The following is a 25,724-nucleotide window of genomic DNA, read 5'->3' on the forward strand; positions in this document are numbered from 1 at the left end:
TTGGCTATACCTACTGAAACAAAGTACCACTGCCTGCACTTCCTTTCTCAGACTTCGAAGCCGGCTCTTCGCAGTTCTCCTCATTGAACACCTGGTTAATTGCGTTTTCGGCATTGCGCAGCTTGTCTTTGCAGAATTTGATCAGTAGGGAAGAGCGCTGCACCTTTTGGGTAAGTTCGTCCACATCCACAGAGTCGCTTTCAATGGCCCGCAGAATCTCCTCCAGTTCCTGGGTGGCCTCGCGGTAAGTCATTTTGTTTATGTCCTTGTTATTCATTTTCGTCTTTGTTTACAACCAAACTATGCACCTTGCCGTCCTGCAGGCGGGTCTCGATCACATCTCCCTCTTTCACCTGCCCCATGTACTTAATGATCTTGCCGTTGATCAGCGTCAGGGTATAGCCACGCAACAGCAGTTTTTCCGGATCATTGGCCTGAATGCGCATCTCCAGCATATCTAGCCGGTGGCTGTCGGAGCTGAGTTTTTTCTGGGCGCTGTACTGCAGGCGGTCGCTGCATTTTACAAAGCTGAGCTGACTCCGCTTATGCTTGTCCTTGGCCTCCGTTTCGATGCAGTGCACGAGCTTGTTCAGGTCCTGTTCCTTCATATGCAGCCAGCGCTGACCTATGCCTTCCACACAAACCGTGAGGTCGCTTAGTTCCTTTCCGCGCAGGTGCAGCAGGTCTTTCGTATAAGCCTGCAGCAACCTCTCCGAGTTCAGCAGCTGGTGCTTTTGGTTTTCAAGGAAGCTCTTTGGCTTGAGCAGCAGACTCTTAGAGAAATGCTCCAGCTGCTCCCGGTTTTCCTGCAGAAAACCATTGGTAAGGTTCGATATCTTTAGGCTCTGCCGTTCCAATTTGTCAGCAGTGAGGCGTATTTGCTGGCTGGCGAACATATAAATGCTGTCAAACAGCCCCTCCATTTCCGATTCGAAAGAATGTGCTTTGTCTATCAGGTAATTGGCCACAGCCGTCGGTGTTTTCTGGCGGGTATGGGCTACTAAGTCTGCAATGCTCTCGTCGCGCTCGTGGCCTATACCTGTTATCACGGGCAGGGGGGAATTGCCGATAGCAGCAGCTACCTTGTAGTCATCAAAACAACCCAGGTCAGTCTGCGAACCGCCTCCACGGATGATCACGATGGCATCGAACAAGTGGCTATACCTGGCAATCAGGTCCATGGCCTTGGTGATGGAGACCGGAGCCTCGTTGCCTTGGACTGTCGCCGGAAAAAGCCGCGTGTCGAAGGTATAGCCGTAGCTGTTGTTTTCGAGTTGATGGACAAAATCCTGATAGCCGGCCGCAGTCGCCGACGACACAATGGCCAGTCGCTGCGGCACCAAGGGCATTTCCAGCTCCTTGTTAGCCGTGAGCAGTCCCTCAGCCTCCAGGCGCTTCAGCGTTTCCTGCCGCTGCCTGGCTAAGTCGCCGATGGTATAGTTGGCGTCGATGTTGATGATGTCGAGGCTCAGCCCGTAGAGCTCGTGAAAGCGTACCTGTGCCTGAAAAAGAATTTTAAGTCCGGCTTTAAGCGGCTGCCCCGTTTTCTCCTCAAAATACCGCCCCAGCATCTGAAAACGGCTGCTCCAGATCGTAGCCCTGGCCTGCGCTTGTATGGCGCCACGCGGGTTATCGCCTTTATCGACGAGGTTGAGGTAGCAGTGCCCCTTGCGCCGGTCCGGCGTTACCTGCGAGATCTCCGCCACTACCCAGTAACTGTCCGGAAATGCCAGCTCCAGTTCCTCCCGTATCTGCTGGTGCAGTTCAAAGAGCGAAAGCGGAGCGTTGAACTCCTGTGTAACCGAAGTCTGGCTGAAATAAAACTGGGCCATGGGTAGGGTGAAGGATCTAAACCCGAAGATAGGAGTTTTACCTGAAAGCCGGTAGGTCTGCTTGTGATTTCTTCAGAAGGATAAAGCCAGAATGTCTGCTTACCCTTTCAACTTGTCCAGCGTCTCCATCACCTTCTCCTGCCACAGCTGCTTCTCAAGTATCACAGGTGGCGCGGCGCGTTCCAGGCAGTCGGTCGCAGGACAACGTTCACAGGTTTCGTTTACGTAGCGGTGCAGAATGGCCGGGTCGTCCAGGAAGCGGACTTTGCGGCGCAGGTTTTCGTTGAGCAGCAGTCCAATGCTGATCGTGCCGGTCAGGCTTTCAGTTGGTTGAGCAAGTGCCAGTACCAGGTATTCGTTTGTAGAATTGATGTAAGAGGAGCGCTGTATACCTACCAGTGGCTGATCAAGCTGGCCGGTTAACTTCTGCTGTTCCATTTCCTCAAACAAGGTGAGTGAGATCCAGCGGCGGCAGTAATGCTCGTTCAGAAAAGAGGCATGTGGATTGTGCAGCCCGGAAAGATGCAGCTCTTTTGTGAGCGAGTAACGATCAGAGGCCGCATGGTGATGGAAGCGCAGGAAAAAGAGCTGCTTGATGTTGAAAAAGCGGGGCAGGAGCGAGGTCAGGCGGTGCAGCAGCGTTTCGGGGGAGGTACTGTAGTTCTCCATCAGCTGAAGCATTAACTGAGGCTGCCAAACCGGCTCTGCGAAAAAGTTCTCCATATCCTGTACCAAACGGTCGCGGTTGAGCAGGAGGGCACCTGCAAAGTAGGAAGCTTTGAAATTGTTAAGCACTTCCTCAAAAGAACCTACCCGCACCCAGGTGGCGGTGTACGGACGTGGTTGCAACTGCAATACCTGGAAGCCAATCTCACGGGCTATCGCAAAAGCACGTTGCTGTTCTGTCAGATTTGGGTTAAGGGACAACCGAGGTATAGAACCCGGTACAAAGACTGATCGCAGCGGGGCAAGCTCCGGATGGTCTTGCACTGTCTCTGTTTCAATTTTTATGTTAAATACAGATCCCAGTATACCTGCCAGTTGCTCGAAAGACGGGGTTTGCTCTGGGCTTATACCCTGCTCCTCCATAAAGCGCTCTGCTTCCAGTTCCAGGTCTTCAAAGTAATTATCATGTAACTCCTGGTAGGAGCGGAGGGCAGAGAAGTAGAATTGCTCTACCCGCAGGTCAAAGGCGCGCGAAATCTCCAGCAATGTGTTGACGAAGGCACTAAGCTTGGTAGGTGCAGTCGCAAACAGGTCCAGCAGTCGACTGATGTCCAGACCGAAGTGCTCAAGTGGCAGTTCCGACAGGATATTGGATTGCAGCAGTTCACCCACGGGTTGAAGGCGCTTGCTCAACTGCAGTGACACCAGATAGTCGTAGGTTACCCCTAGTTCATCGGCTATTACGGCGATCTTGCTTGGCTTGGGGTGCTTTTTACCTTTCTCTATTTCATTGAGGTACGACACCGATATACCTGTAGTCGTGGCCAGATCGGTCAGCGAGATGCTTTTTTCTGCTCTTAACTGCTTGATCTTCAGTCCGAGTATAAGCCGGATAACATCCTCCTGTAGCCTCATGCAAAATTTTTTTGTGGTCTGTATGCTAATAAACGCCCTTTTGCGATTATTTCCTAAAAACGAATAAATTTATTTAGCGAAAATTCGCCAAAATTAAAATGTTCGCGTATAGATGATAAAATCACAATCCATCACCTCAAGTTTATAATTATGTTAGTAGAGAGCACAGCCCAAGTAAAAGGATTGCCTGTTAAAGGGATAGAACAAGTTTTGACTCCTGAAGCCGTGGACTTTCTGATCATGTTGCACGAGCGCTTTGAAATCAGAAGAGCCGAGCTCCTGAAAGCGAGAGCGGAGCGGCAAGAGCGCATCGATGCCGGTGAGCGTCCTGATTTTCTGCAGGAAACCAAGGCGGTTCGGGAAGGGGACTGGAAAATAGGGGCTATACCTGCCGACCTGCAGATGCGCCGCGTGGAAATTACTGGACCGGTGGACCGCAAAATGGTGATCAATGCGCTGAACTCCGGGGCCGATGTGTTCATGGCTGACTTTGAGGACGCGAACTCGCCTACTTGGGAAAATGTGGTGCAGGGACAGCTCAATCTCTATGATGCGGTACGTCGCACTATCACTTACCAAAACGGTAAGGTATACCAACTGAAAGATTCAGTGGCTTTGCTGAAGGTGCGCCCAAGAGGCTGGCATCTGACTGAAAAGCACTTGGTAATCGGCGACAAACCGATCTCAGCCGCCCTGTTTGACTTCGGACTTTTCTTCTTCCATAATGCCAAAGAGCTGATTACCCGCGGTACCGGCCCATACTTCTACCTTCCTAAGCTAGAGAGTCACTTAGAGGCCCGCCTGTGGAATGATGTTTTCGTAGCGGCGCAGGAGGCTTTGGATATACCTGTCGGTACCATCAAAGCGACTGTGCTGATCGAGACCATACTGGCCGCTTTTGAGATGGACGAGATCCTGTACGAACTGCGTGAGCATATCGTCGGCCTCAACGCCGGTCGCTGGGACTATATCTTTAGCGCCATCAAGAAATTCCGCAACCAGCCCGATGTGATTTTTCCGGATCGCACGGCCATCACCATGCAGGTGCCCTTTATGAAAGCCTATACCGATCTGCTTGTGCAGACCTGTCACAAGCGGGGCGCCCATGCCATGGGCGGTATGGCGGCTTTCATCCCGAATCGACACGACCCGACTGTGAACAAAATGGCCATCGAGAAAGTGAAAGCCGATAAGGATTTTGAAGCCCGGAACGGGTTTGACGGCACGTGGGTAGCCCATCCGGATTTGATTCCGGTGGCGCGGGAGGCTTTCGACAAGGTGATCGGAGAGAAGCCGCACCAGAAAGAAGTGCTGCGCGAAGAGGTGAAGGTAAAAGCCGATGACCTGCTCAACTTCAGGATAGAAGGAAGCAAGATCACAGAGGCGGGCCTGCGACTGAATATCAATGTGGGCATCCTATACCTGGGCAACTGGCTCTGCGGCACCGGCGCAGCTGCCATCCACAACCTGATGGAAGACGCCGCTACTGCCGAAATTTCACGCGCACAGGTATGGCAGTGGCTGCACCACGAGGGCACCTATACCGCCGAAGGCGAGACCATCACCGAAGAACGTGTGTTGCAACTGATCAAAGAAGAAACCGGGAACATTAAAGAGGAGGTAGGTTTGGCGATGTTTAAAAACTGCCACTTCGAACGCGCCTCGCAGCTCTTCTCCGAGCTCGTGCTCTCCACCTGCTTCGTTGACTTCCTCACCCTCCCGGCCTATAAATACATTGATTGAAGTTTAGGAGTTGGGGCGTTTGAGAGTTGAGGAGTGAGTGATGTGAGAGTTTAGGAAATAAGAAGCAATGATGCCCAGAAGCTAATCTCTCTTCCTACCTAAACTAGCGCCTAGCTCAAAACTTTAAACCCGAAACCTGAAACGCCCCAATTCCTAATCTGTTTAATTCCCACTTCTCAAACTCTTAAATTCTTAAACTCCCAAACTCCCATGAACAAGACAGAAAGAATTCAGGCTATCCAGCAAGACTGGCTCGTGAACCCACGTTGGGCAGGTATAAAAAGACCGTATACTGCCGACGAAGTTGTGAAACTGCAGGGCTCCGTCAAGATCGAGTATACCCTGGCCCGCAACGGGGCCGAGAAACTGTGGCGCTTGCTGCACACCGAAGAATATGTGGCCGGACTAGGTGCCATGACGGGCAATCAAGCGGTGCAGGAGGTGCAGGCTGGTCTCAACGCCATTTACCTGAGCGGCTGGCAGGTCGCCGCCGACGCCAACCTGGCCGGGCACATGTACCCGGATCAGAGTCTATACCCGGCCGACAGTGTGCCGAATGTAATCAAGAAGATCAACAACGCCCTGCTGCGCGCCGACCAGATCCAGAGTGTGACCGGTGATGGAGAGATTGACTGGATGGTGCCGATCGTGGCCGATGCCGAGGCCGGTTTTGGTGGTAACCTGAATGCCTTTGAGCTGATGAAAATGATGATCGAGGCCGGAGCTGCCGGGGTGCATTTCGAGGACCAGTTGTCAAGCGCCAAGAAGTGCGGTCACCTGGGCGGAAAAGTACTGGTACCGACACAGGAGGCTATCAACAAACTGGTGGCGGCAAGACTGGCTGCCGATGTGATGGGTGTGCCTACCCTGCTGGTGGCCCGAACCGACGCCGACGCCGCCAACCTGATCACCAATGACATCGATCCGCGTGACCATGAATTCATCATACCTGGCGAACGCACCAGCGAGGGCTTCTACCGCGTGAACTGTGGTATCGAACAAGGTATAGCCCGCGGCCTGGCCTATGCGCCTTACGCCGACCTGATCTGGATGGAAACCTCTACGCCAGACCTGGCTCAGGCTCGTAAGTTTGCAGAGGCCATACACACGGAATATCCGGGCAAGCTGCTGGCCTACAACTGCTCTCCGTCCTTTAACTGGGCTGCCAAACTGAGTGTGGAGGAGATGGAAACATTCCGGGAAGAATTGGCAAAGATGGGCTATAAGTTCCAGTTCATCACGCTGGCCGGCTTCCATGCACTCAACACCAGCATGTTCGAACTGGCCAAAGCCTACAAGGCACGCGGCATGGCCGGTTACTCCGAGCTGCAGGAGCGTGAATTCGGGTTGGTAAAAGAGGGCTTCAAAGCCGTGAAGCACCAGTCCTTTGTCGGTACCGCTTACTTTGATGCCATCCAGAACACCGTGACGTCAGGCACCGCTTCTACAGCCGCACTGGTTGGCTCAACCGAAGAAGAGCAGTTTCACTAAGACGTATAGATTGATTGGGTAAAACAGAAACTCCCCGTTGTCAACCAGACAGCGGGGAGTTTTCTTTTTAGTATGATTCGATATGTTCTAGGTGGGCTGCTTACTCTGTCTTAAACCCGATGCCTTTGGCTCTTTTCTCCCAGTTCTCGCGGGCCCACTTCTGCATGTCTTCCACGTTGTCCATTTCGTCCATGATCTCCATGCCCAACAATGTTTCAATGATGTCCTCCATGGTCACAATGCCGGCTGTACCGCCATACTCGTCGACTACCAGTGCAATGTGGTTTTGCTCTTTGAGCAACCTGCTAAACAGTTCAGGTATAGGCATATACTCGGTCACAACCTCTATGTCGCGGCGTATCGTTTTTAGAGGCAGGTGGCCCTGGTTGTCAATTAGTTTTGAGAGCACCTCGTCCTTAAGCACATAGCCGTTGATGTCGTCGAGGCTGTTCTGGTAGACCGGAATACGGGAGAAGCGCAGCGTCTTGGCTTGCTTGAAAAAGTCAACGATGGGCATCTCTTCCTGCGCACCGTAAATCACAGTACGGGGTGTCATGACGTGGCGCACCAGAACCTGGTTAAAACGCAGGATGTTGCGCAGGATCTGGGATTCACCTCTTTTGAAAATACCTTCTTTGATACCGATCTCAGCCATAGCCGTAAAATCTGCGCGGCTAAGCACGCTCTTGTCTTTGTCGCGCTTCAGTCGCTTGGTGATAAACTGCGACAGCACGATAAGCGGGTAGAGCGGCGAGTAAATCATGATGCGCAAACTCGTAACCGTAAAGGGCGTAAGTTGTCTCCAGTAGTTCGCCCCGAGTGTTTTGGGTATGATCTCCGATAAGATCAGGATGATGATGGTCAGGATAGCTGAGATCAGAGACAGGTATTCCTCCCCCCAGATTAGTTGGGCCTGTGCACCTACACCGGCTGCTCCTATGGTGTGCGCAAAAGTGTTGACGGTGAGGATGGCTGCCAGCGGGCGGTCAATATTGTCTTTGAACTCTTGCAGGTGTTTGCCGAGCGCCGGATTTTCCTGTGCTGTAATGCTCACATGCGATGGAGTGATGCTGAGCAAAGCCGCTTCGAGCAGCGAGCATAAGAAAGAGAACATCAGCGCGATGGCCAGGTATAAGAAAAGTAAGCCCATGCGAGTGGATTATGGTGAAAAAACCTTTGGTTGATTTGCAAAGGTAGTAAATTAGTGCACCACGCGCAGTACCGGCTCCTCAAGCGGTGTGCGGGTTTCAGGGTCTACTGTGAAATACCCTACCATACTCGGCCCATAGCCCAGGTTCAGCTCTACAAACTTATTCTGGTCCGGCAGCATCGCGATCACCTCTTGTTGCAGGTCCTTGTACTTTTCAAGCAATTCTTTCAGTTTCTGCTCTTTGTCGTTCAGGGAGTTCTGCGGTTGCTGATCTGTCAGCTGTTGTTCAATGTTCTGCTCCGGGTCGAAGTCGTGCTTCATGCTCTGTAGCGAAAGCACTTCCACTTCCAGCAACCGGATATCACGTTCCACATGCAGGTACTCTTTCACTTTCTCCTCCAGCGGAACAAGTGATTCGTCCAGGTATTCTATCAGGTTTTCCATAGTCATGTCAGGTATATATGGGTGTATAGCTCCTATACGGCAATGCCCTCATTTATTTGCATACGGGAAGCAACAGGGTGCGGCTACATAGCTGCTATACCTATACCTTGACCTATAACCATTTGAATAGCTTCCTGACAAAAGCAAGCCGGTTGCCGTAGGGTGGGTAGCGTAGCGGAAGGTCAATCCAGGTACCGCGGTGCACGACACTCTTCTGGTTGGAGAATAGCTCAAAGCTGGCCTGCCCATGGTAACTGCCAACACCGCTTTCCCCTACACCGCCAAAAGGAAGGTTAGGGTTAATGAGGTGTGAAATAGTATCGTTGATACAGCCGCCTCCAAAGTGAAGCTCTTCCAGCACGCGTTGCTGCTGCACTTCATTGGATGAAAAGAAGTACAATGCAAGGGGCTTCTCTTTCGAATTGACCTGCCGGATCGCTTCATCCAGATGGGTATAGGTAAGCACAGGCAGGATAGGCCCGAATATTTCGTCCTGCATGACAGGATGTTGCCAGTTTACCTGATCCAGCACAGTCGGTGCGATGAAACGGCTGTCAGCATCGTGCTGTCCGCCGATGCGCACGACGCCGTCCTGCAGATAGCCGCTCAGGCGGCGGTAGTGCCGGTCGTTGACAATGCGTGCAAAGTCCGGGCTGTGACGTGGCGAGTCACCATAAAACTCCTGGATGGCGATGCGCAGCCGCTCTATCAGCTCGTCTTTCACCTGCTCATGTACCAGCAGGTAGTCGGGGGCCACGCAGGTCTGGCCGGCATTCATAAACTTACCCCACGCGATGCGGCGTGCAGCCAGGCCCAGGTCGGCATCTTCAGCCACAATCACGGGGCTCTTGCCACCAAGCTCCAGCGTAACCGGAGTCAGGTGTTCGGCGGCAGCTTTCATGACCACACGGCCCACCTGTGTGCTGCCCGTAAAAAATATGTAGTCGAACCGCTGGGCCAACAAAAGCTGGGTAGTAGGCACGCCTCCCTGGACTACAGTGACCAGCCTCGGATCAAACGTTTTGGAAATCAGCCGGGCAATCACAGCTGAGGTGGCAGGGGTGAGTTCGGAAGGCTTGATGATAGCGCAATTGCCTGCCGCCAGCGCACCGATCAGCGGGTTGAGCACTAACTGCAAAGGGTAGTTCCAGGGGCCGATGATCAGGGCAACCCCGTAAGGCTGGGAGTAGACATAGCTGCGGGCCGGGAAATTAAGCAGGGTTTCGCCTACTGACTGCGGCTTCGCCCAGCGTACTATTTTTTTGAGCACCAGCTGGAGCTCTTTCTCCACAAAGCCTATTTCGGTCGTGTAAGTTTCAAAGGCAGGTTTCCGGAAGTCGGCATACATGGCATCCATCAGCTCCTGCTCGTGGCTGCGCAGGGCCTCCAGTAGGCGTCGGAGTTGCTCTTTCCGGAAGCTGATGTCCAGGGTATGGCCTCCGGCAAAATAGGCCTTTTGTTGTTTGAGCAGGTCCAGTACGGCCTGCGGGTCTGCTTCCGTGACGGTGCCGGCCCTGTTTACATAGGTGTTTGTTGAGTTCATAGCGGGTAAAAAGGTTAGGATTTGGTCGCATAGGCCGGTTTTTGGTCGGCAGCCGGTCGGCCGGTAAAGCTATTCATAGAGGTATAGACCCCAAACCAGCGGCCTGCCACCGTGTCGAACAACTGGGTGGGGAGAATGCCGCGAAGCAGGGGGAGCAGGTGCACGATAGAGGGTTTGCGAAGCAGGATTTTGTTGCGCTCCACGGCCTGCAGTATAGCCTCCGTGATCTCCTCCGGCTGCAGGATCGGGGTGAGCAGCGGTGCTTTCACGCCGGCAAACATGCCGGTGTCGATGTAGCTGGGCGTGACGGTGGTCACCTTCAGGTCCGGTCCGGTTTGCTCCAGTTCCAGCCGCAGACTTTCAGACCAGCCGAGCACTGCCCATTTGCTCCCCGCATACACACTCATGCGCGGGTTGGGGAGCAGACTCGCTGCCGAGGCTATGTTCACAATATGGCCCTTCTCTCGCGCCACCATCGCTGGCAAAAACGCCTGTGCCACGAGCATGGCGCCCAGCACATTGACCTGAATGGTCCGCTCGATTTCGGCCATCGTGTGCTCCACAAATGACTTGCCTACCACAATGCCCGCATTATTCACAAGTATATCCGGCGCTCCAAAGCGGCTCTGTACATCTTCGGCTGCCTGCCGTACCTGCGCCGCATCTCCCACGTTCACTTGCCAGGTATGTACTTCATAACCGGCATTGCTGAGCTCCTGGTGAGTCTGCTGCAAAGCGGTAGGGTTGATGTCCCACACCAGCACCCGACTGGCACCGCGCTGCAGGCATTTCCTGCCCATCAGCTTGCCTATGCCGGAAGCACCCCCAGTTATGAGTACTGTACTTTTCTTAATGCTGGTCATGGAGCTTTTTTTAATATTATGTGTATTTCGCAAGCATAATATAGGAGGATAAGCTCATATAAAAAAATATTATCACCTCATTATCAATCAGGCAGATAGGAATGTTACAATTGAGGTACTGCTATACCCGGGCCAGCACCAGGTTGGCTTACCTGGCTGATCTGGTTTGAACCAGCTGCATCCGGCAGGCACAAATTCTCGCCTTAAATCCCGTTTCCAATATAGGCTTATTGTATCTTTGACAAAACGACCTGAATCTATTTCCTATGACAGACGATACCATCAAAATAATAGAGTGTCCACGCGATGCCATGCAGGGCCTGCATGATTTTATACCTACGCAGACAAAGATCGACTACATCAATCAGCTGCTGCAGGTGGGCTTCGACACAATAGACTTCGGTAGCTTTGTGTCGCCCAAGGCTATACCGCAAATGGCGGACACAGCCGAGGTGCTGGCTGGATTGAACCTGCGCGATACCCGTTCCAAACTGCTGGCCATCATCGCCAATGTGCGGGGCGCAGAAGAGGCCGCCTCCCATGCAGCGATCGATTACCTGGGCTTTCCGCTTTCCGTCTCTGAGACCTTTCAGCAGCGCAACACTAACAAGAGCATCGCCGAAGCCATGGGCCAACTGTCCCAGATCCAGGACATCTGCCAGCGCCAGAACAAAACGCTTGTTACGTATATTTCCATGGGCTTCGGCAATCCTTACAACGATCCCTGGGATGCGGCTACCGTTATTCGCTTTGTGGAGGAACTGGATAAGCTGGGCGTGAAGATCATCTCTCTTTCTGATACCATCGGGGTTTCCAATCCGGAGAATATTACCTACCTGTTCAGCGAACTGGTGCCGGCCTTTCCGCACATCGAGTTTGGGGCGCATCTGCACACGACGCCCACTTCCTGGCAGGAGAAGGTGGAGGCTGCCTACCAGGCTGGCTGTCGCCGCTTTGACGGGGCCATGCGCGGCTACGGCGGCTGCCCGATGGCCAAGGATGAGCTCGTGGGGAACATGGCGACTGAAAATTTGGTCGGCTACTTCGAAAATAATAATTTAAATTTGAAGCTCGACAAAGAGGCTTTCGCTGCCGCACTGGCAGCTTCAGGCTCTGTTTTCTCCTGATTATGGCAAGAAGAACCATTGTAGATATTTTTATTCCCTGCTTCGTGGATCAGCTGCATCCAGAGACAGGCCTGAGTATGGTCAAGGTACTCGAGGGGCTGGGCTGCGAAGTGAACTATAACCCGAACCAGACCTGCTGCGGACAGCCTGCCTTCAACGCCGGCTTTTTTGACGAAGCCCGTGAGGTTGCCAATAAGTTTCTCGACGATTTCTCAAACGAGACCTCGCACTATATTGTGGCTCCTTCAGCGAGCTGCGTTGGTATGGTGCGCAATGCCTATCAGGACATTTTCGTGAAGTCATCGAAACTGGTAAAGTACCGTGCCATGCAGAAAAAGGTGTTTGAGCTGACCGAGTTTCTGACCGATGTGCTCAAGGTATCGCAGGTGCCGGGTGCCCGCCTCGACGGCAAAGCCACCTACCACGATTCCTGCAGCGCCCTGCGCGAATGCCATATCAAGGAAGGGCCTCGTGCGCTGCTGCAAGGGGTGCATGGCCTCGAAATGATCGAAATGGAAGACACTGAAACCTGCTGCGGCTTTGGCGGTACGTTTGCCGTGAAGTTCGAAGCCATATCAGTAGCCATGGCCGAGCAGAAAGTGGAGAACGCCCTGGCCACCGGTGCCGACTACATCATATCCACCGACAGCAGTTGCCTGATGCATCTCAACGGGTATATCCAGAAGAACAGGAAACCGATCAAAACCATGCACATAGCCGACGTGCTGGCCAGTGGCTGGTAAGGTATAGGGATCAACTAAAATTCAAGAGCCAGATACGGTAAGTGTCTGGCTTTTTTATATGCGTAAAAACACGTAGCCTCGAGGCTAGTAATACTGAAATTAGCTCAATAACAACTGAATAGTGCATTCATGGCTTACCTCCCTATGATGTTGCCGTATAATAGACAAAACACGGAAGGCAGTTTAGAACTTTGGTTTTAGGTTGGTTGAACCAAACGTCCTGACTCCTGGTGAGTCTACTGCCGATACAAACGTTGTTTTTAAATGATCATGTGCTTGCCGCTATCTGGGGTGCGTTTGGCGGTTTGCACATGTTTATAAAGGGAGCCGGTATCTGTTATTTTAATGCAGGCGGTTGGAACCGGCTCCCTTTTTTCCCCTCTTCCAGGTCCCCGATTCCTTTTTTAACTCATCCTGCAGAAAATGCCAGTTGTCAAGCTGTTTTTGAAAGCTTGCCTACATGTAGGTAGCAGATTGACGCCTATGTCAGCGCCTTGCGGTAATATGCGAGGCTACTACGTGCAAATCGGTATTTGTATAGGCTGTCCCTACTTATATAGTCATGCAGCGTATAAAGCGCAACAAACGCAAGTACTGTTCAAAGCTATGAAACCAAAGAAAACGCTGGTGCTGGGACTGCTGATTTTTGTGCTGAGCGCTCTTGTAATACCGGCGCAGGCGCAGGAAGAACGGGAGGAGCTTACGACAGACAGGCCGGATAAGTCACAGGGTCCGGGCATTGTGTCGCGAGGTTATATTCAGTTGGAAGCGGGGTATCACTACCAGAAGCTCAATGCATCCATCAGAACACACGCCTACCCCACAGCACTGCTGCGCATCGGCTTGCTGGAGGGAGTGGAGTTGCGTCTGCATGGTGCCGCAAAAGATTCTGTTATTGAAAATGGGTCAAAGCGCCATATCAGGGGATGGGGGCCGCTAAGCGTCGGCACGAAAGTACGGCTATGGGAAGAAAGCGGCTGGCGTCCGGAGGCTGCTTTATCAGCCATGCTGACGCTGCCCCTTGCGAGTGAAGTATTCAAACCAGATAATCCGGAGCCTCAGTTCGGGGTGGCTTTTAGTCATGGAATATCTGAGAAAATGGACCTGACTTATAACCTGGGCTATGGCTGGGCTGAGGGTGACCCCGTGCGATCATACGGTGTCAACATCACCCGGGAACTAAGCGACAAGCTCACAATCTACCTGGAAGCATTCGGGAGCAAAGGGAAGGGGGAGACTGCCGAGCACCAGGCGGACGTTGGACTGCTCTACCTGCTGCTGCCCAATCTGCAGTTCGATGTGGCGGCAGGGCGTCGCCTGAACAAAGCAGCCCCGCACAGTTTTATCACTACAGGCCTGGTAGTAAGGCTACCCCGTTAACTGGCTGTAACAGGTATGGCAAGAGATATGAAAAAGAGACCTGTCCGGAAATCGCTGCAAGAGTACGCCCGTGGCATAGCGGGAGGACTTCTGTTCAGCTTTCCGCTCCTCTTCACCATGGAGGTATGGTGGGCCGGCTTTATCGCCACGCCCTTCCAGCTGCTGATCATGGTGGTGGTCACCTACCTGTTGCTGCTTGGCTACAATCGCTATGCAGGTATGCGTCCCGGGGCATCGTGGCGCAGTGTCTTCATCGACTCGGTGGAGGAGATGGGGCTGGGGATCATTCTGTCCTTTGCTGTGCTGTACGTGCTCAACCGCATACAATTCGGGGAGATGTCCACTGACGAGATCATGGGTAAGATCATCATCGAGGCCATGGCTGTTTCTATTGGCGTATCCATCGGGACCGCACAGTTGGGCAGTCCGGAAGATGAACCGGAGGAAGAAGATGAAGTACAAACAGAAGCAAAGGAGGCAGGCTGGCGCACCGGACTGCGGAGTAAGGTCAGCCTGGTGGTACTGGCGCTTTGTGGCAGCGTGATTGTGGGTGGCAATGTGGCACCTACCGAAGAAGTGGTGCTGCTGGCGGTAGGGGCAGCGCCCTTTCACATATTGCTCATGGCCTTACTGTCGCTTGCTCTCAGTGTGGTGGTGGTTTACTTCAGCGATTTCCATGGAACGGGCAGGCACCAGAATGGTAACCTGTTCTTCGCCATCACGGTAGACACCTGCCTGAGCTACCTGACGGCACTTGCCGCTTCAGCATTCCTGCTGTGGTTTTTCGGCCGGTTTGAAGGCGTAAGTTTTGAAATAGCCATAGCCCAATGCATTGTGTTGGGTGTGTTAGCCAGCCTGGGGGCCTCAGCCGGGCGACTGCTGATAAAATAACATGCTCCATGACGGGAAAACAAGAACAGGAAAATAAGCAAAGCCAGGTTGGAAGGGCTGGTGAGGACGATGACAAAAACGCACTGGAATGGACTGTGTTCGTGGTAAGCCTGCTGCTTGTACTGAGCATACTGGCCTACCTGAGCTACCAAACCTATATCGATGTGCCCTCCACCCCCGATCTGGTGGTGCGGTATTATCCCGACCCGACGGACAATGCTCCGCAGCGCTACCGGGTGGAGGTATACAATGAAGGCGGCGAGACGGCTGAGGAAGTGCAGATCGAACTTACCCTGGAGAAAGGGGGCGAAGTGCTGGAAAGTGCGCAACTCAACATCGCCTTCGCCCCCAAGAACTCGATGCGGGAGGGTTGGGTGAATTTCAAAGAAGACCCGATGCAGGCCGATACGCTGGCGGCACGGGTGATGAGCTACAAACGACCTTAATCTTTACAATCAGTTAAATAAAGAACAATGGCAAAGAAAAAAGTTTCTGAACGTCATAAGAGTCACAAGGAAGCTCCGGTCCCGAAAGGCTGCCTCCTGGCTATTGGCGGCCGGGAAGACAAGGGAGAGAAGGAACTTTCAGCGGAGCAGTCAAAGAACGTTGATTTTGAGAGCGACGAGATACTGAAGTATTTCGTGGAGAGCTTAAAGGGATCTGATCCCATGATCGCAGTAGTGCCGACAGCTTCCACCGTGCCGGATAAGATCGCACAGGACTACATCAAGGAATTTAACAAACTCGGAGTAAAAAAGGTGGAAGTGCTCGATGTCAGGAACAGGGAAGATGCCTTCAAGGATGAGTATCTGGATATGGTAGAGCGTGCTGCCGGCATCATGTTTACAGGTGGCGACCAGTTGCGCCTGACCTCCATCTTAGGCGGGACACCCGTGCTGCAACTGATGAAGGAACGCTATACCTACGATGAAAAGTTTATCATTGCGGGTACCAGCGCTGGTGCAGCGGCTATGTCTACGCCCATGATCTATGAAGGGGAAACACAAGGGGGCTACATCAAAGGAGACGTACGCATCACTACCGGGCTGGAATTTTTGAAGAATGTGGCCATCGATACGCACTTTATACAGCGGGGGCGCATAATCCGTGTTTCGCAGTGCATTGTCACCAATCCGGGCTGTATTGGCGTAGGGCTGGAGGAGGATACCGCCATTTGTGTCAGGAATGGTATCGAAATAAAGGTACTTGGCTCGGGCCTGGTCACAGTAGTGGATGGCTTGGGCATTACTTCTACCAACATTTACGAAATAAACACCGGAGAGCCTTTCTCTGTGCGCGATCTGAAGGTGCACTTGCTTTCACCCGGTGACACCTATGTTCTTCCAACCTACGACCAGCTACATATCTGATGCATTTAATTTAACTGATCTTTCAGAAACCGGGGGAAAAACTCAATTGAGCTTTACCTCCGGTTTCTTCCATGTAAACTTAAACAATTGAAGCCATGAGAAGCGTAAGCCTGATCGCCAAACTGCAGGGTATCTACTGGACGCTAACAGGTATATGGCCGCTCCTGCACATGCCCAGTTTCCTGTGGGTGACGGGGCCTAAAACAGACCTGTGGCTGGTGCGCACGGTTGGTATTCTGATTGCGGTAGTAGGACTGGTGCTGTTGGTGGCAGGGTTCCGGCAGCGGGTGACTTCTGAGATCAAGTGGCTGGGTATTGGGGGTGCTGCAGGGCTTGGGTTCGTGAGCGCCTACTACCCTCTCCGCAACGTAATCTGGGAGATCTACCTGCTCGACGCTGCGGCAGAGCTGATCATCATCCTGCTCTGGCTCTGGGCAGGGCAGCGGGGAATGGCAAAGATTGACGCACGGGATTGATTATAAACCCTGGTGCAGCAGACCATCATATCAATTTTATAAACGCTATACCTATGAGCAACGAAGCCGCACGTCCGATCAGGAGAAGACACTACCGCTTGATAGAAGAACTCTCAAGCGAGTCACAACAGGACCTGCCGGAGTCGGGGATGCAGCGGCGGGCCATTGCCATGACCATGCTGCAACAGTATAGTCAGATGCCCCAGCAGCCTAGTCTGGTGCCAAGCGCCGACGGGTCCCTGGAAGCGATGGTCTTCACGGTACCGTCCTATGTGCTCAGGCACGACGATAATCCACTCTGGAAGGTATACCAGGACCTCTTCCGAAAATTGCCGGACTATACGGAATTTCACTTGCTGGTGCCCGAAAGTGGCGATACCAAAGAGCAACTGATGAATTGGTTCTCTGCCCATGACATGCTCAATCGGGTCCGCTTTCATGAAGTGCCCGGCCACATCAAGCTGCTGGTATGGGCCGAGGATGACTACGAAGTGGTGGAGGATAAGCGTGATGGCAGTTATTACATCGTACAACCCCACTCGCACCGCCGGGCCGCCGACGACTATACTGGTTATATCCTGAGCAAATCGCTTGGACTGAACAGGGTGAAGACGCCGCTTTATTTTGAAGGGGGCAACCTGCTGGTCGGTGACGATTTTTTCCTGATGGGTGCCGACTACATCGTGGACTCCATGCTTGACCTGCGGGGAGTGCTGCTACCTGAGGAAAGTAACCTGGCAACAGAGCAGCTGGCACAGCTCTTCAGCCGCTACCTCGATCACAAGCGCAGGTTTGTGACAGTGGGCAGTTTGCTGTACGTGCCGCAGGAAGAAGAGCAGGAGTTTAAGCTGAATGGCGAGAAGTGGACGGAAACGCTACACACCCAAAATGTGGAAGGCACAGTACAGCCGGTCTTTCACATCGACATGTTTGTGACGCTGGCCGGGCGCAATAAAGAAGGCAGGTACCAGGTGCTGGTCGGTGACACCCGCATGGCCTGTGAAGTGCTGGGCGAGGAACTGTCAGCCTACGCTATACCTGATGTGTTTGATGACGTAGCCGCCCTGCTCGAGCGACAGGACTTCGAGGTGATCCGAAACCCACTGCCGCTGACCTATGTGGACACCCCGGAGGAAAAGAAACGAAGCTGGTACTACGCTACCGCTAACAATGCCCTGGTAGAAATTAAAAGTGAAGATGAAAAGACAGTCTGGCTACCCACTTATGGACATGGTAGCTGGGAGTACCTCCGCAAGACCGATGAAGCGAATAAGCAGGTATGGGAGAAGCTCGGTTTTAAAGTAATCCAGCTAGAGGATTTCAACCCTTTCGCCGAAAAGTCAGGAGCGCTGCATTGTATTAAGAAGTATTTGAGGAGGGGGGATCAGGATTCTCAGGATTAAGATAGATTTTCAGGATTGATCATGTCGGAGTGCACAATTGTCATTTTAAGGTAAATAGTAGACACGAGCGTGGACGCCCCAAATCTGGTTCGGGATCTGCGACTCGCGCCATAAAAAAGCTCCGCCGGCAAGGCGAAGCTATTAACCAAATTACTCCTTAAAGTAAACTGAATACGCCTGTAGAGTATCCCGCGTCAGTTCCTGCGCCTTCAGCCTATCCGTTTCCGCTTCTTCTTTTAAACCCAGCTTATACCTGGCAGCGCCACGGCCATACAGGGCATCATAGAGAAAGTCTTTGTCGTCAGCGGCAGGTATAACGGCGTTGTAATCCTCCAAAGCCTGCTCGTACTTGCCCAATTCCAGACGCATTTCGGCACGGTGGTACAGAAAGCCGAGATCATCCGGATATTCTTCCAGAGCTTCGCTTAGGGCTCTTTCAGCTTGATCAAAATTCTTGTCGTAGCGGTAACTCCAGTACAGGAGGTCGTAGGTTTTGCGGTCACCATCGCCCTGCTCAATTAACGAATTCAGGTAATAACTGGCCTCTTTAAAGGCATTTTTGTTGCCCAAAATGCCTTCCTCCAGCTTCGCTTCAGCAGTCTTCTGTATCTTTTTGGTATCAGTAAAAAAATAAGGGTCCGACAGGATGATGACCACAAAAATGATAGCGCCTAGCGTTAAAACAATAGTGACGATGCGGGAGATGTTCATACCTCGGTTTTTGGTCTATGCGAATATAACAAATTGCGGGATAGTTTGCGTTGCAAAATGGTGGTGCTACAAGACCAGATCCCGATGCAGTTTATCCAAAGTCTCCTGTGGATTGAGGCATCTCCCCGGATGCACGGCTGAAGTCTGCACGATGGTACTGCGGTTTGCCGTGAGCCAGCGGAAGCGGGAGGCCGTGCCCAGCTGACCGATCGGACCGCCTTCGCGACGCCCGGCGCATACCTTTTCGAAAGCCTGCAACCGAGCCCGCAGCTCTTCCATGTCCAGGTCACCGAACGCGGCTCTCAGGCGCTTCTCGTTTAAGGTATAGCGGATCTGCAGGAAGCCTTGTGAACTGCAGAGCAGGATGACACCCACATTCAGAAACTCCTCACGCTCCACCCGTGGCACTACCCGTATCACGGCGTACTCAAATAAGTGTCTCTCTTGCATGCTGGGCGGCTTTCACAAATATGTCAGAATGGGCTAATCTTATCTCGAAGAAGCGGGCATAGGCCTGGCGGTGTTCCTCGGCTGTCTCAAAGGGCGACTCCACACCGGTCAGCCATTCATCTGGTATAAGCGCCAGGATTTGGTTTATGCGGGCTGGCGTCAGGATCTCTTTACCAGCTTTATCAGTGGCTTCCAGTGCAGTCGCCTGTGGCAGGAGCACATGGTCTTTGATCATGGCGAAGGGGCGCTTGGCCTGCTCTTCCCAGTTGTCCCAGGAGTGATGAAAAAAGAGGGAAGCACCATGGTCGATCAGCCAGAGCTCTTTCTTCCACATCAGCATATTGGTGTTGCGGGCCGTGCGGTCTACGTTGGTCACGAGGGAGTCGAGCCAGACAATGCGCGAGGCCAGTTCCGAGTCGATGGTCGTCACTACCGGGTCAAAAGTTATGGCGCCTTGCAGATAGTGTGAGCCCAGGTTAAGGCCCTCGCTGGCACGCAACAGGTCCTGTATCTCTTCGTCGGGTTCAGTGCGGCCAAAGGCTTCGTCGAGGTGCATGAAGACGATCTCGGGTATCTGAAAGCCGAGCGCCCGGGCCATCTCGCCCACGATCAGCTCGGCAATAAGCACTTTTATACCTTGTCCGGCACCCCGGAACTTGAGCACATACAGGAACTCGTCGTCGGCCTCCACAATGGCAGGCAGCGAGCCGCCCTCCCGCAGAGGCGTGACGTAGCGGACCACGTTGACGGTTCGGATCTCTGGTGATCTGTGATTCATAGCTGCAACTTACGAAAAATGTGTTGAGTGGGCTGGGCCTATGCTCTAAAAACTGACTACCTGCTTTGTTATTCCGGCTCTTCGTCCAGGGCTATACCTTGTAGCATGTGCGCTAGAATGGGTTCGCACTTCTCGCGGCAGGCGGGGTAAAAGTGGCCGTGTTTCCAATAGGCTGATTTAGGCGACAAGCCCCACCAGAACTCTGCCATCGCCAAAGGTTTCATGTCGTTCTGAAAGGCATATTGCAGCAGTTTGGGGGCAGCGCACTCACCGGCGCCAGCGGGTGGGTTGCTGTTGGCTCTCTGCCTGAAAATGTCGCGCAGGCTTTTCGCTTCACCGGCCTGGTTGAGGAAATGGTATTGGTCAAAGAGCATCGCCTGCAGCGCGACAGAGTTCTCTCTGCGTAGCTTCTGCAGCGCATCTACCCGGGTCTTGCTTTCGGTGGTGGCTTGTTCCTGAAGCATGTTTATTTCCTGGTTGATGCGGGTGAGTTCACGCATACCGCTATTCAGGAAGCTACCTTCTGTGAGTGAATCGAATATGGGTGGCACAAAGGCAGGGTGGTGAAAACCGCCAGCCAGTTTCCCCGAAAAGGCTGCCAAATAGCCCAGTTCACCCTGTGCCGTCCTGACAACCAGCACGCCAAACATTTTCCCGACAACGGCCCCTTTCTGTCCCGGTTCTAAGCCAAAGTTGTGCTCCCAATCCTGCTGCTGTGCAAGATGTTGCTGCAACCTCTCAGCTGCCAGTAAGGCAAGTGCGTGTGGTGTGTACCGTAAGGGATTGCCAAACTTTTCGGGCAGGGCGTAGGCCGCTGCAACTTCACCAAAAGGTATAAGCAGGGGCTCTGCAAGGAATGTTGACAAAAGAACTGTGCTAATATGAAAGTGACAAAGGTAAGCATATCCCGGGTATCAGCAACACAGCTCTCTCAATCCGAAACATATACGGGTGCAGCGCGTTTTTTTTAGTATCCTCCATAATCCAGACGCATGAAAACAAACCACTACAACTTACAAACCGACCGACGCAAATTTCTCAAAGGCTTTACATTCACCTTGGGGGGCACGCTGTTGGGTATGCCGCTTCTCTCACATAGCATGGATCAGCACATTGGTAATTTGGCCTATGAAGCGGGAACATCTCAAACAGGATCGCAGCAAAAAAAGAAAATGGGCATCGCGCTGGTGGGGCTAGGCCAGTATAGCACCAATGAACTGGCGCCTGCCCTGCAGGAAACGCAGCATTGCTACCTGGCAGGCGTCGTAACAGGCACACCCTCCAAAGCAGAAGCCTGGAAGAAGAAGTACAACATCCCCGACAAGAACATCTACTCTTACGATACCTTCGACCAGATAGCCAACAACAAAGACATCGACATTGTGTATGTGGTGCTGCCAAATGCCATGCATGCGGAGTATACCATCCGTGCGGCCAGAGCCAAAAAGCATGTGATCTGTGAGAAACCCATGGCCACTACTCTGGAAGATGCGCAGCGCATGCTCGATGCCTGCCGCGAGAACGGGGTACAGTTGGCCATTGGCTACCGCCTTCACTTCGAGCCTTTTCACCAGCGGGTGATGGAGCTCGGACAGAAGCAGGTATACGGCAAAGTAAAGCAGATCGAAGCCCGCAACAGCTCCGACATGACTGACGGCAGCCTGGATGTATGGCGACTGAACAAACAGCTGGCAGGCGGCGGCTCTTTAATGGATCTCGGCATTTACTGTGTGCAGGGGGCAATCTATACGATGGGCAAGCCACCGGTAGCGGTTACCGCCAGGTATGGGGAGGTGACAAAGCCCAACTACTTTCACAGTGTGGAGCAGTCCATCAATTGGCAGATGGAGTTTGCGGATGGAGTAAAAGCGGAGTGCAACACCAGTTATGCCGATGAAGAGAATCTGCTAAGTGCCAAGGCCGAGAAAGGGTGGTGGCGTCTGAGTCCGGCCTATGCCTACGAAGGAAAGAAAGGGGAGACCCACGAAGGCAAAATAGACCTGCCCAACATTTATGAGCAGGTACGGCAAATGGACGGACAGGCGCATAGCTTCATGAAGAATCAGCCTTCCATTGTACCTGGCGAAATGGGTCTGCGCGATATGCGCGTGCTCATGGCGATTTACGAATCTGCCAATGCAGGAGGAAAGCGGGTGGAGATCAGGTATGGAGGGTAGGGAAGGAGGTATTGTGTAGCGGCTTGGTGTAGCCGAAGCCAAAAGAATAGCAAGAATTACGGCTGAACAGGAGTAGGCTTCTATTAAGTTTCTTGCTTTATGCGGATTTTAACACAATCTTATCTGCCTGATTTGGGTTGGTGCTTTAGTTGCAAGCCGTGTAGGAAGTTGCGCAGAATCTGGTCTTGAAGTGGGCGGTAATGCTGGTGGTCGGGTTTGCGGAAAAAGGCACTGAGTTCGTGCTTGCTTAAACGGAAATTTGCCAGTTTCAGAATATCCAGGATGTCTTCGTCTATCAGGTTCAGGGCAATTTTGAGCTTACGAAGTATTATGTTGTTATTCAGTTTGTTTTCGGCCTTAGGTTGATCACCTTCCTTTTTGCCACGTTTCTCGTTTATGAAACCATTGAGAAAAGCAGCTAGGTGCAGGTCGCTCATTTCCTTAAACCCAGGCTCATCTTCTTTTTTCATCAACTCGGTGATTTCTATGCGGGTTACCTGCTCTCCCCCAGACTTAAAAAGCTCTATGAGCTTAGCGTCATTAAAATCAAATGTATAGCGGAGCCGGCGTAAAATATCGTTGTTGTTCATGTTTATAATTTGAATATTTTTTTTATAAATGCCGATTTAACGTGTTGTCCAGCCGAAGCCCGCAGCTTAGCGGGGGGGTAGGGCTGCACTGGGTTAGGCTGCGTTTTTCTCAAATCGTTTTATGGATTCCAATTCCTGCTGCTTGTTAGCCTTCTCTTCTTCCAAATCGTAATCATCTTGCAAACCAAGCCAGAACTTAGGGGAATTGCCAAAGTAGTAGCTTAGCCTTAAAGCCGTGTCGGCTGTAATGCGTCTGTTTCCTTTCAAAATTTCAGACACTCTGGTTTGAGGTATACCAATGTCCTTTGAAAGTCTGTAGGCTGTGATGTTAAGCGGAACAAGAAACTCTTCTTGCAGTATTTCTCCTGGATGAATATTGGGTAGTCGTTCCATTTCTTTCTTCTTAGTGGTAATCTATAATTTCTACTTCAGATGCTTGCCCGTTATTCCATTGGAAGCTGATTCTCCATTGGCTGTTTATCCTGATACTGTAGAACTCTTTCAGGTTTCCCGACAACTTCTCTAATCTGTTGGAGGGAGGAATGCGAAGGTCAGCAATATCCTGAGAGTTATGGAGCATTCTTAATTTACGTCTGCCAATCGTCTGAATCTCCATAGGCAGCTTCGCAACCCTTTCTCCATTCCAGATTTTTTCAGTTTCCTTGGACCCAAAAGATATAATCATACTTACTTTTAGCGTTACTAACGTCAAAAGTAAGCACTAAGTTTAATACTAAAAAAGTTTTGTGGATTTTTAATTCTTTGAAATACAGCCTAACGGTTTATGCAGCCGAAGCCCTAAGCATAGCAAGGGTTAAGTCTGCACCGGGTTACCCATTGTGGTTCTTTTAAGCAACTTTCACCTGTCTGTTGAGCAACTCAACTTTGAAGTTAACCTTTGCCTCAAGTGCGTTGAATACTTTCAAAATGGTATCTATTGTCACGTTAGTAGCGTTATTTTCAAGTCGGGATATTTGGGCTTTTTTCACTCCAACGAGCTGCCCAAGTTGCTCCTGCGTCAGGTTTCTTTCTTTTCTTGCTGCTTGAATCATGTCTCCAATCAGCTCCAGCTTGAGTTCGAACTCGTAATTGTCACGCGCTGGTGTTCCTTTTATACCGATAAGCTTATCCTCGGCTTCACTCAATGAATATCTTTTCATGGTTATTTCTCTTTAAAATAGATTTCCCGAATACGCTCGGCTTTGTCAATTTCCTTTTTGTCAACCTTGCTGGTTTTCTTGACGAATCCATGGGTGGCGAGTACTAGTGTTTCCTTCTTGTCTGTTTTATCCCAGAAGGCAAGAAGTCTGTACTGAAGGCCAGCATATAGAGTCCTGAACTCCCAGATTTCGTTCGTTAGCTTTTTGAATAGCTTAGGGTCGGTGTGGAACTGCGCTCTTCGGATATTCTGCAGTATTTTCTCCCGGTGTTTCAGTTCAAGCGATTCCAAATACTTGAAAGCCTCCTCCAGCAAGTCAACTTCAAATTTTTGTTGCATTTAGTACTTATCTTTAGATACTTCCAAAGATAAAGAAAAGTTTCCTTATATGTAAACTTTTAATAACTCCTATTGTGGGTAACGTGCTGGGCTATGGTGCTTTTATGCACTATAGCTGGTGTTGTGCTTTCGAGCTTCTCCCTTATTCTCCAGCACTTCCATTAATCGCTGGTTTAGGTAAAGTTTTTCCTTTCCTACCTTCGTCGCTTTTAAAAAGCCTTCGTTCTCAAGTGCGATCAAGTAATTCCCCACAGTCTTAGGTGTCCCCATGTTTGCGTCGATCAGAAACTGGCGTTTCGTATACGGTAGCCTGAACAAAATCTCAATCAACTCCTTTGAGTGCACCTTTGGAAGTTTTTCTTTTATTTCCTCTGAGGTGGCCTCCATAACGCCCATAATCTCCTCCAGTTTTTGGAGTCCGCTGGTGGCTGTTTTTTCAATCATGTCTAGCATGTAGAGTATCCAGCCCTCCCAGTCTCCTGCTTCCGTTACTGCTCTTAGCTTCTGGTAATAAGCCGCTTTATGGTGGATGATATACTCACTTAAGTACAGAGCAGGCACATCCAACAGTTTCTCCATCTTCAGGTAGAGCAAAAGTAAAATCCTTCCTGTGCGTCCGTTACCGTCAATGAACGGGTGTATGGCCTCGAACTGGTAGTGCATGACGGCCATTTTGATGAGCGGGTCCAGCGAGTTCTCCTCGTTAATGAAGCGCTCCAGGTTTGCCATTTTCTCGCGTATTACTGTTTCCCCTGCCGGCGGCGTGTAGATCACTTCGCCCTGCGTGTTGGATAAGGTCGTGCCCGGAGTAGCCCTGATGCCCGATGTGTTTTGCTTGATACATCGCATGATATCCACACAGAGGTTTGTTGTGATAAATGGCCGCTCTTTGAGCTTTTCCAAGCCGTACCACAACGCCTCCTTGTAGCTTATAACCTCTTTTGCTGCCGTGGGTTCATACCTCTTTTCAGCCACGACTGATTTATAAAGATCGTCATTCGTAGTGATGATGTTCTCTATTTCAGAACTTGCCTTGGCTTCCTGTAGATGGATTGTGTCTAAAAAGAGGCTTGGGTTAGGCAGGTTGATGATGGCTCCGTTCAGTTGTGCCAAAGCCCTGCTTGCCTTTACAGTCTTTCGCATGACTTCCTTCGTCTCAAGATCTACATCCGGAGGAAGCAAGGGTAAGTCATTGTAGGGTTCTTCTCTGTGAAATGGGGCCATAATCAACGAGGGTAACAATTACTCTTATTCTAAACACAAAGGTAAAAATAGCAATTTATTACACTTGTTGTTTGTTCGGAGGTAATTATTACTCCTGTAGGTTCTTTTCATACATTGCATGAAGCACAACGTACTTGGCCATAAGGCGGCGAAGCTGGCTTATGGGTGTGGTGTGCGCCCAGTATGGGCACCTGATACTAAAGGTATCATATTATTCCAGAGGGTGCAAGTCCCTTACAGGCGAGTTGGTGAAGCCTGT

Annotated in this window: 28 protein-coding genes; 11 read left to right on the plus strand and 17 right to left on the minus strand. The window is 51.5% G+C overall.

The genetic code is table 11. The features are described from left to right. Positions 1–10: 10 nt before the first annotated feature. The 3 genes from xseB to BW972_RS12970 form a co-directional block, all read right to left on the minus strand. The gene (gene xseB, locus BW972_RS12960) at positions 11–277 is read right to left on the minus strand and encodes an exodeoxyribonuclease VII small subunit (protein WP_007656098.1); all 267 of its coding nucleotides are present in this window, start codon (positions 275–277) and stop codon (positions 11–13) included. Next, positions 270–1,832: an exodeoxyribonuclease VII large subunit gene (gene xseA, locus BW972_RS12965; protein WP_076422431.1), complete on the minus strand. Its 1,563-nt coding sequence runs from the start codon at positions 1,830–1,832 to the stop codon at positions 270–272. The genes xseB and xseA overlap by 8 nt, the downstream gene beginning before the upstream one ends. 99 nt (positions 1,833–1,931) lie before the next feature. After that, positions 1,932–3,413 (minus strand): helix-turn-helix domain-containing protein, encoded by a 1,482-nt coding sequence (locus BW972_RS12970; protein WP_076422432.1) that lies wholly within the window; start codon positions 3,411–3,413, stop codon positions 1,932–1,934. Positions 3,414–3,563: 150 nt separating this feature from the next. Between BW972_RS12970 and aceB the strand changes: the two genes are divergently transcribed. Together aceB and aceA are read left to right on the plus strand one after the other, a co-directional pair. Continuing rightward, positions 3,564–5,156: a malate synthase A gene (aceB, locus tag BW972_RS12975; RefSeq protein ID WP_076422433.1), complete on the plus strand. Its 1,593-nt coding sequence runs from the start codon at positions 3,564–3,566 to the stop codon at positions 5,154–5,156. A 210-nt stretch (positions 5,157–5,366) separates the two neighbouring features. After that, positions 5,367–6,647 (plus strand): isocitrate lyase, encoded by a 1,281-nt coding sequence (aceA, locus tag BW972_RS12980; RefSeq protein WP_076422434.1) that lies wholly within the window; start codon positions 5,367–5,369, stop codon positions 6,645–6,647. A 100-nt stretch (positions 6,648–6,747) separates the two neighbouring features. On the opposite strand, the gene BW972_RS12985 is transcribed toward aceA, so the two are convergent. The 4 genes from BW972_RS12985 to BW972_RS13000 form a co-directional block, all read right to left on the minus strand. Beyond that, a complete protein-coding gene (locus BW972_RS12985; RefSeq protein WP_076422435.1) occupies positions 6,748–7,797 on the minus strand; it encodes a CNNM domain-containing protein in 1,050 nt (349 codons plus the stop codon). A 51-nt stretch (positions 7,798–7,848) separates the two neighbouring features. Then, positions 7,849–8,241, minus strand: a complete 393-nt coding sequence (locus BW972_RS12990; protein ID WP_007656072.1) for a hypothetical protein — start codon at positions 8,239–8,241, stop codon at positions 7,849–7,851. 112 nt (positions 8,242–8,353) lie between these two features. Beyond that, entirely contained in the window at positions 8,354–9,784 is a 1,431-nt protein-coding gene (locus tag BW972_RS12995; protein WP_076422436.1) for an aldehyde dehydrogenase, read from the minus strand. A 14-nt stretch (positions 9,785–9,798) separates the two neighbouring features. Then, positions 9,799–10,647, minus strand: coding sequence for an SDR family oxidoreductase (locus BW972_RS13000; RefSeq protein WP_076422437.1), 849 nt, complete (start codon positions 10,645–10,647; stop codon positions 9,799–9,801). 266 nt (positions 10,648–10,913) lie between these two features. Between BW972_RS13000 and BW972_RS13005 the strand changes: the two genes are divergently transcribed. The 8 genes from BW972_RS13005 (at position 10,914) to BW972_RS13040 (ending at position 18,037) form a co-directional block, all read left to right on the plus strand. Then, positions 10,914–11,774, plus strand: a complete 861-nt coding sequence (locus BW972_RS13005; RefSeq protein ID WP_076422438.1) for a hydroxymethylglutaryl-CoA lyase — start codon at positions 10,914–10,916, stop codon at positions 11,772–11,774. A gap of 2 nt (positions 11,775–11,776) precedes the next feature. Beyond that, positions 11,777–12,517, plus strand: coding sequence for a (Fe-S)-binding protein (locus BW972_RS13010; protein WP_076422439.1), 741 nt, complete (start codon positions 11,777–11,779; stop codon positions 12,515–12,517). A 606-nt stretch (positions 12,518–13,123) separates the two neighbouring features. After that, positions 13,124–13,897 carry a transporter gene (locus BW972_RS13015; RefSeq protein WP_234986374.1) on the plus strand — a complete coding sequence of 258 codons (774 nt, stop codon included), beginning with the start codon at positions 13,124–13,126 and terminating at the stop codon, positions 13,895–13,897. A 27-nt stretch (positions 13,898–13,924) separates the two neighbouring features. Beyond that, a complete protein-coding gene (locus BW972_RS13020; RefSeq protein ID WP_234986375.1) occupies positions 13,925–14,788 on the plus strand; it encodes a TIGR02587 family membrane protein in 864 nt (287 codons plus the stop codon). A gap of 8 nt (positions 14,789–14,796) precedes the next feature. Beyond that, complete coding sequence (locus BW972_RS13025) at positions 14,797–15,234, plus strand: hypothetical protein (protein WP_007656060.1); 438 nt, start codon at positions 14,797–14,799, stop codon at positions 15,232–15,234. Positions 15,235–15,261: 27 nt separating this feature from the next. Beyond that, entirely contained in the window at positions 15,262–16,158 is an 897-nt protein-coding gene (locus tag BW972_RS13030; RefSeq protein ID WP_007656059.1) for a cyanophycinase, read from the plus strand. Positions 16,159–16,253: 95 nt separating this feature from the next. Further along, positions 16,254–16,634, plus strand: a complete 381-nt coding sequence (locus BW972_RS13035) for a hypothetical protein (protein ID WP_076422441.1) — start codon at positions 16,254–16,256, stop codon at positions 16,632–16,634. A 53-nt stretch (positions 16,635–16,687) separates the two neighbouring features. Beyond that, positions 16,688–18,037: a hypothetical protein gene (locus BW972_RS13040; RefSeq protein ID WP_076422442.1), complete on the plus strand. Its 1,350-nt coding sequence runs from the start codon at positions 16,688–16,690 to the stop codon at positions 18,035–18,037. Between the two features lie 150 nt (positions 18,038–18,187). On the opposite strand, the gene BW972_RS13045 is transcribed toward BW972_RS13040, so the two are convergent. The 4 genes from BW972_RS13045 to BW972_RS13060 form a co-directional block, all read right to left on the minus strand. Continuing rightward, positions 18,188–18,748 (minus strand): tetratricopeptide repeat protein, encoded by a 561-nt coding sequence (locus BW972_RS13045; RefSeq protein WP_076422443.1) that lies wholly within the window; start codon positions 18,746–18,748, stop codon positions 18,188–18,190. Between the two features lie 66 nt (positions 18,749–18,814). Beyond that, a complete protein-coding gene (locus tag BW972_RS13050) occupies positions 18,815–19,198 on the minus strand; it encodes a DUF3037 domain-containing protein (protein WP_076422444.1) in 384 nt (127 codons plus the stop codon). Beyond that, on the minus strand, positions 19,176–19,976 hold the full coding sequence (locus BW972_RS13055) for a HipA family kinase (protein WP_076422445.1): 801 nt from the start codon (positions 19,974–19,976) through the stop codon (positions 19,176–19,178). Before BW972_RS13055 ends, BW972_RS13050 begins: the two co-directional genes overlap by 23 nt. A gap of 68 nt (positions 19,977–20,044) precedes the next feature. Further along, complete coding sequence (locus BW972_RS13060; protein ID WP_076422446.1) at positions 20,045–20,842, minus strand: pseudouridylate synthase; 798 nt, start codon at positions 20,840–20,842, stop codon at positions 20,045–20,047. A gap of 126 nt (positions 20,843–20,968) precedes the next feature. Between BW972_RS13060 and BW972_RS13065 the strand changes: the two genes are divergently transcribed. After that, positions 20,969–22,153, plus strand: a complete 1,185-nt coding sequence (locus BW972_RS13065) for a Gfo/Idh/MocA family protein (protein WP_007656047.1) — start codon at positions 20,969–20,971, stop codon at positions 22,151–22,153. Positions 22,154–22,272: 119 nt separating this feature from the next. On the opposite strand, the gene BW972_RS13070 is transcribed toward BW972_RS13065, so the two are convergent. From BW972_RS13070 to BW972_RS13095, 6 genes are all read right to left on the minus strand, one after another. Further along, positions 22,273–22,743, minus strand: coding sequence for a YehS family protein (locus tag BW972_RS13070; RefSeq protein WP_076422447.1), 471 nt, complete (start codon positions 22,741–22,743; stop codon positions 22,273–22,275). A 93-nt stretch (positions 22,744–22,836) separates the two neighbouring features. Next, on the minus strand, positions 22,837–23,136 hold the full coding sequence (locus tag BW972_RS13075) for a HigA family addiction module antitoxin (RefSeq protein ID WP_007656043.1): 300 nt from the start codon (positions 23,134–23,136) through the stop codon (positions 22,837–22,839). A gap of 10 nt (positions 23,137–23,146) precedes the next feature. Beyond that, on the minus strand, positions 23,147–23,428 hold the full coding sequence (locus BW972_RS13080; RefSeq protein ID WP_007656040.1) for a type II toxin-antitoxin system RelE/ParE family toxin: 282 nt from the start codon (positions 23,426–23,428) through the stop codon (positions 23,147–23,149). 163 nt (positions 23,429–23,591) lie between these two features. Beyond that, positions 23,592–23,903, minus strand: coding sequence for a helix-turn-helix domain-containing protein (locus BW972_RS13085; protein ID WP_007656039.1), 312 nt, complete (start codon positions 23,901–23,903; stop codon positions 23,592–23,594). Positions 23,904–23,905: 2 nt separating this feature from the next. Then, positions 23,906–24,241 (minus strand): type II toxin-antitoxin system RelE/ParE family toxin, encoded by a 336-nt coding sequence (locus tag BW972_RS13090; RefSeq protein WP_007656037.1) that lies wholly within the window; start codon positions 24,239–24,241, stop codon positions 23,906–23,908. A 102-nt stretch (positions 24,242–24,343) separates the two neighbouring features. Then, positions 24,344–25,465: a Fic family protein gene (locus BW972_RS13095; protein WP_040574096.1), complete on the minus strand. Its 1,122-nt coding sequence runs from the start codon at positions 25,463–25,465 to the stop codon at positions 24,344–24,346. Positions 25,466–25,724 lie beyond the last annotated feature (259 nt).

This window comes from Pontibacter lucknowensis, from assembly GCF_900156415.1.
Classification (GTDB): Bacteria; Bacteroidota; Bacteroidia; order Cytophagales; family Hymenobacteraceae; genus Pontibacter; species Pontibacter lucknowensis.

Bases quoted from the DNA above. Each gene is read 5' to 3' on its own strand.
- BW972_RS13020 (WP_234986375.1), top strand. From the start codon at position 13,925: ATGAAAAAGAGACCTGTCCGGAAATCGCTGCAAGAGTACGCCCGTGGC.
- BW972_RS13040 (WP_076422442.1), top strand. From the start codon at position 16,688: ATGAGCAACGAAGCCGCACGTCCGATCAGGAGAAGACACTACCGCTTG.
- BW972_RS13045 (WP_076422443.1), bottom strand. From the start codon at position 18,748: ATGAACATCTCCCGCATCGTCACTATTGTTTTAACGCTAGGCGCTATC.
- BW972_RS13055 (WP_076422445.1), bottom strand. From the start codon at position 19,976: ATGAATCACAGATCACCAGAGATCCGAACCGTCAACGTGGTCCGCTAC.
- xseB (WP_007656098.1), bottom strand. From the start codon at position 277: ATGAATAACAAGGACATAAACAAAATGACTTACCGCGAGGCCACCCAG.
- BW972_RS13035 (WP_076422441.1), top strand. From the start codon at position 16,254: ATGAGAAGCGTAAGCCTGATCGCCAAACTGCAGGGTATCTACTGGACG.
- BW972_RS13090 (WP_007656037.1), bottom strand. From the start codon at position 24,241: ATGCAACAAAAATTTGAAGTTGACTTGCTGGAGGAGGCTTTCAAGTAT.
- xseA (WP_076422431.1), bottom strand. From the start codon at position 1,832: ATGGCCCAGTTTTATTTCAGCCAGACTTCGGTTACACAGGAGTTCAAC.
- BW972_RS13085 (WP_007656039.1), bottom strand. From the start codon at position 23,903: ATGAAAAGATATTCATTGAGTGAAGCCGAGGATAAGCTTATCGGTATA.
- BW972_RS13010 (WP_076422439.1), top strand. From the start codon at position 11,777: ATGGCAAGAAGAACCATTGTAGATATTTTTATTCCCTGCTTCGTGGAT.
- BW972_RS13025 (WP_007656060.1), top strand. From the start codon at position 14,797: ATGACGGGAAAACAAGAACAGGAAAATAAGCAAAGCCAGGTTGGAAGG.
- BW972_RS13050 (WP_076422444.1), bottom strand. From the start codon at position 19,198: ATGCAAGAGAGACACTTATTTGAGTACGCCGTGATACGGGTAGTGCCA.
- aceB (WP_076422433.1), top strand. From the start codon at position 3,564: ATGTTAGTAGAGAGCACAGCCCAAGTAAAAGGATTGCCTGTTAAAGGG.
- BW972_RS13075 (WP_007656043.1), bottom strand. From the start codon at position 23,136: ATGGAACGACTACCCAATATTCATCCAGGAGAAATACTGCAAGAAGAG.
- BW972_RS13095 (WP_040574096.1), bottom strand. From the start codon at position 25,465: ATGGCCCCATTTCACAGAGAAGAACCCTACAATGACTTACCCTTGCTT.
- BW972_RS13065 (WP_007656047.1), top strand. From the start codon at position 20,969: ATGAAAACAAACCACTACAACTTACAAACCGACCGACGCAAATTTCTC.
- BW972_RS12985 (WP_076422435.1), bottom strand. From the start codon at position 7,797: ATGGGCTTACTTTTCTTATACCTGGCCATCGCGCTGATGTTCTCTTTC.
- BW972_RS13000 (WP_076422437.1), bottom strand. From the start codon at position 10,647: ATGACCAGCATTAAGAAAAGTACAGTACTCATAACTGGGGGTGCTTCC.
- BW972_RS13080 (WP_007656040.1), bottom strand. From the start codon at position 23,428: ATGATTATATCTTTTGGGTCCAAGGAAACTGAAAAAATCTGGAATGGA.
- BW972_RS12970 (WP_076422432.1), bottom strand. From the start codon at position 3,413: ATGAGGCTACAGGAGGATGTTATCCGGCTTATACTCGGACTGAAGATC.
- BW972_RS12995 (WP_076422436.1), bottom strand. From the start codon at position 9,784: ATGAACTCAACAAACACCTATGTAAACAGGGCCGGCACCGTCACGGAA.
- BW972_RS13015 (WP_234986374.1), top strand. From the start codon at position 13,124: ATGAAACCAAAGAAAACGCTGGTGCTGGGACTGCTGATTTTTGTGCTG.
- BW972_RS13030 (WP_007656059.1), top strand. From the start codon at position 15,262: ATGGCAAAGAAAAAAGTTTCTGAACGTCATAAGAGTCACAAGGAAGCT.
- aceA (WP_076422434.1), top strand. From the start codon at position 5,367: ATGAACAAGACAGAAAGAATTCAGGCTATCCAGCAAGACTGGCTCGTG.
- BW972_RS13005 (WP_076422438.1), top strand. From the start codon at position 10,914: ATGACAGACGATACCATCAAAATAATAGAGTGTCCACGCGATGCCATG.
- BW972_RS13070 (WP_076422447.1), bottom strand. From the start codon at position 22,743: ATGAACAACAACGATATTTTACGCCGGCTCCGCTATACATTTGATTTT.
- BW972_RS12990 (WP_007656072.1), bottom strand. From the start codon at position 8,241: ATGGAAAACCTGATAGAATACCTGGACGAATCACTTGTTCCGCTGGAG.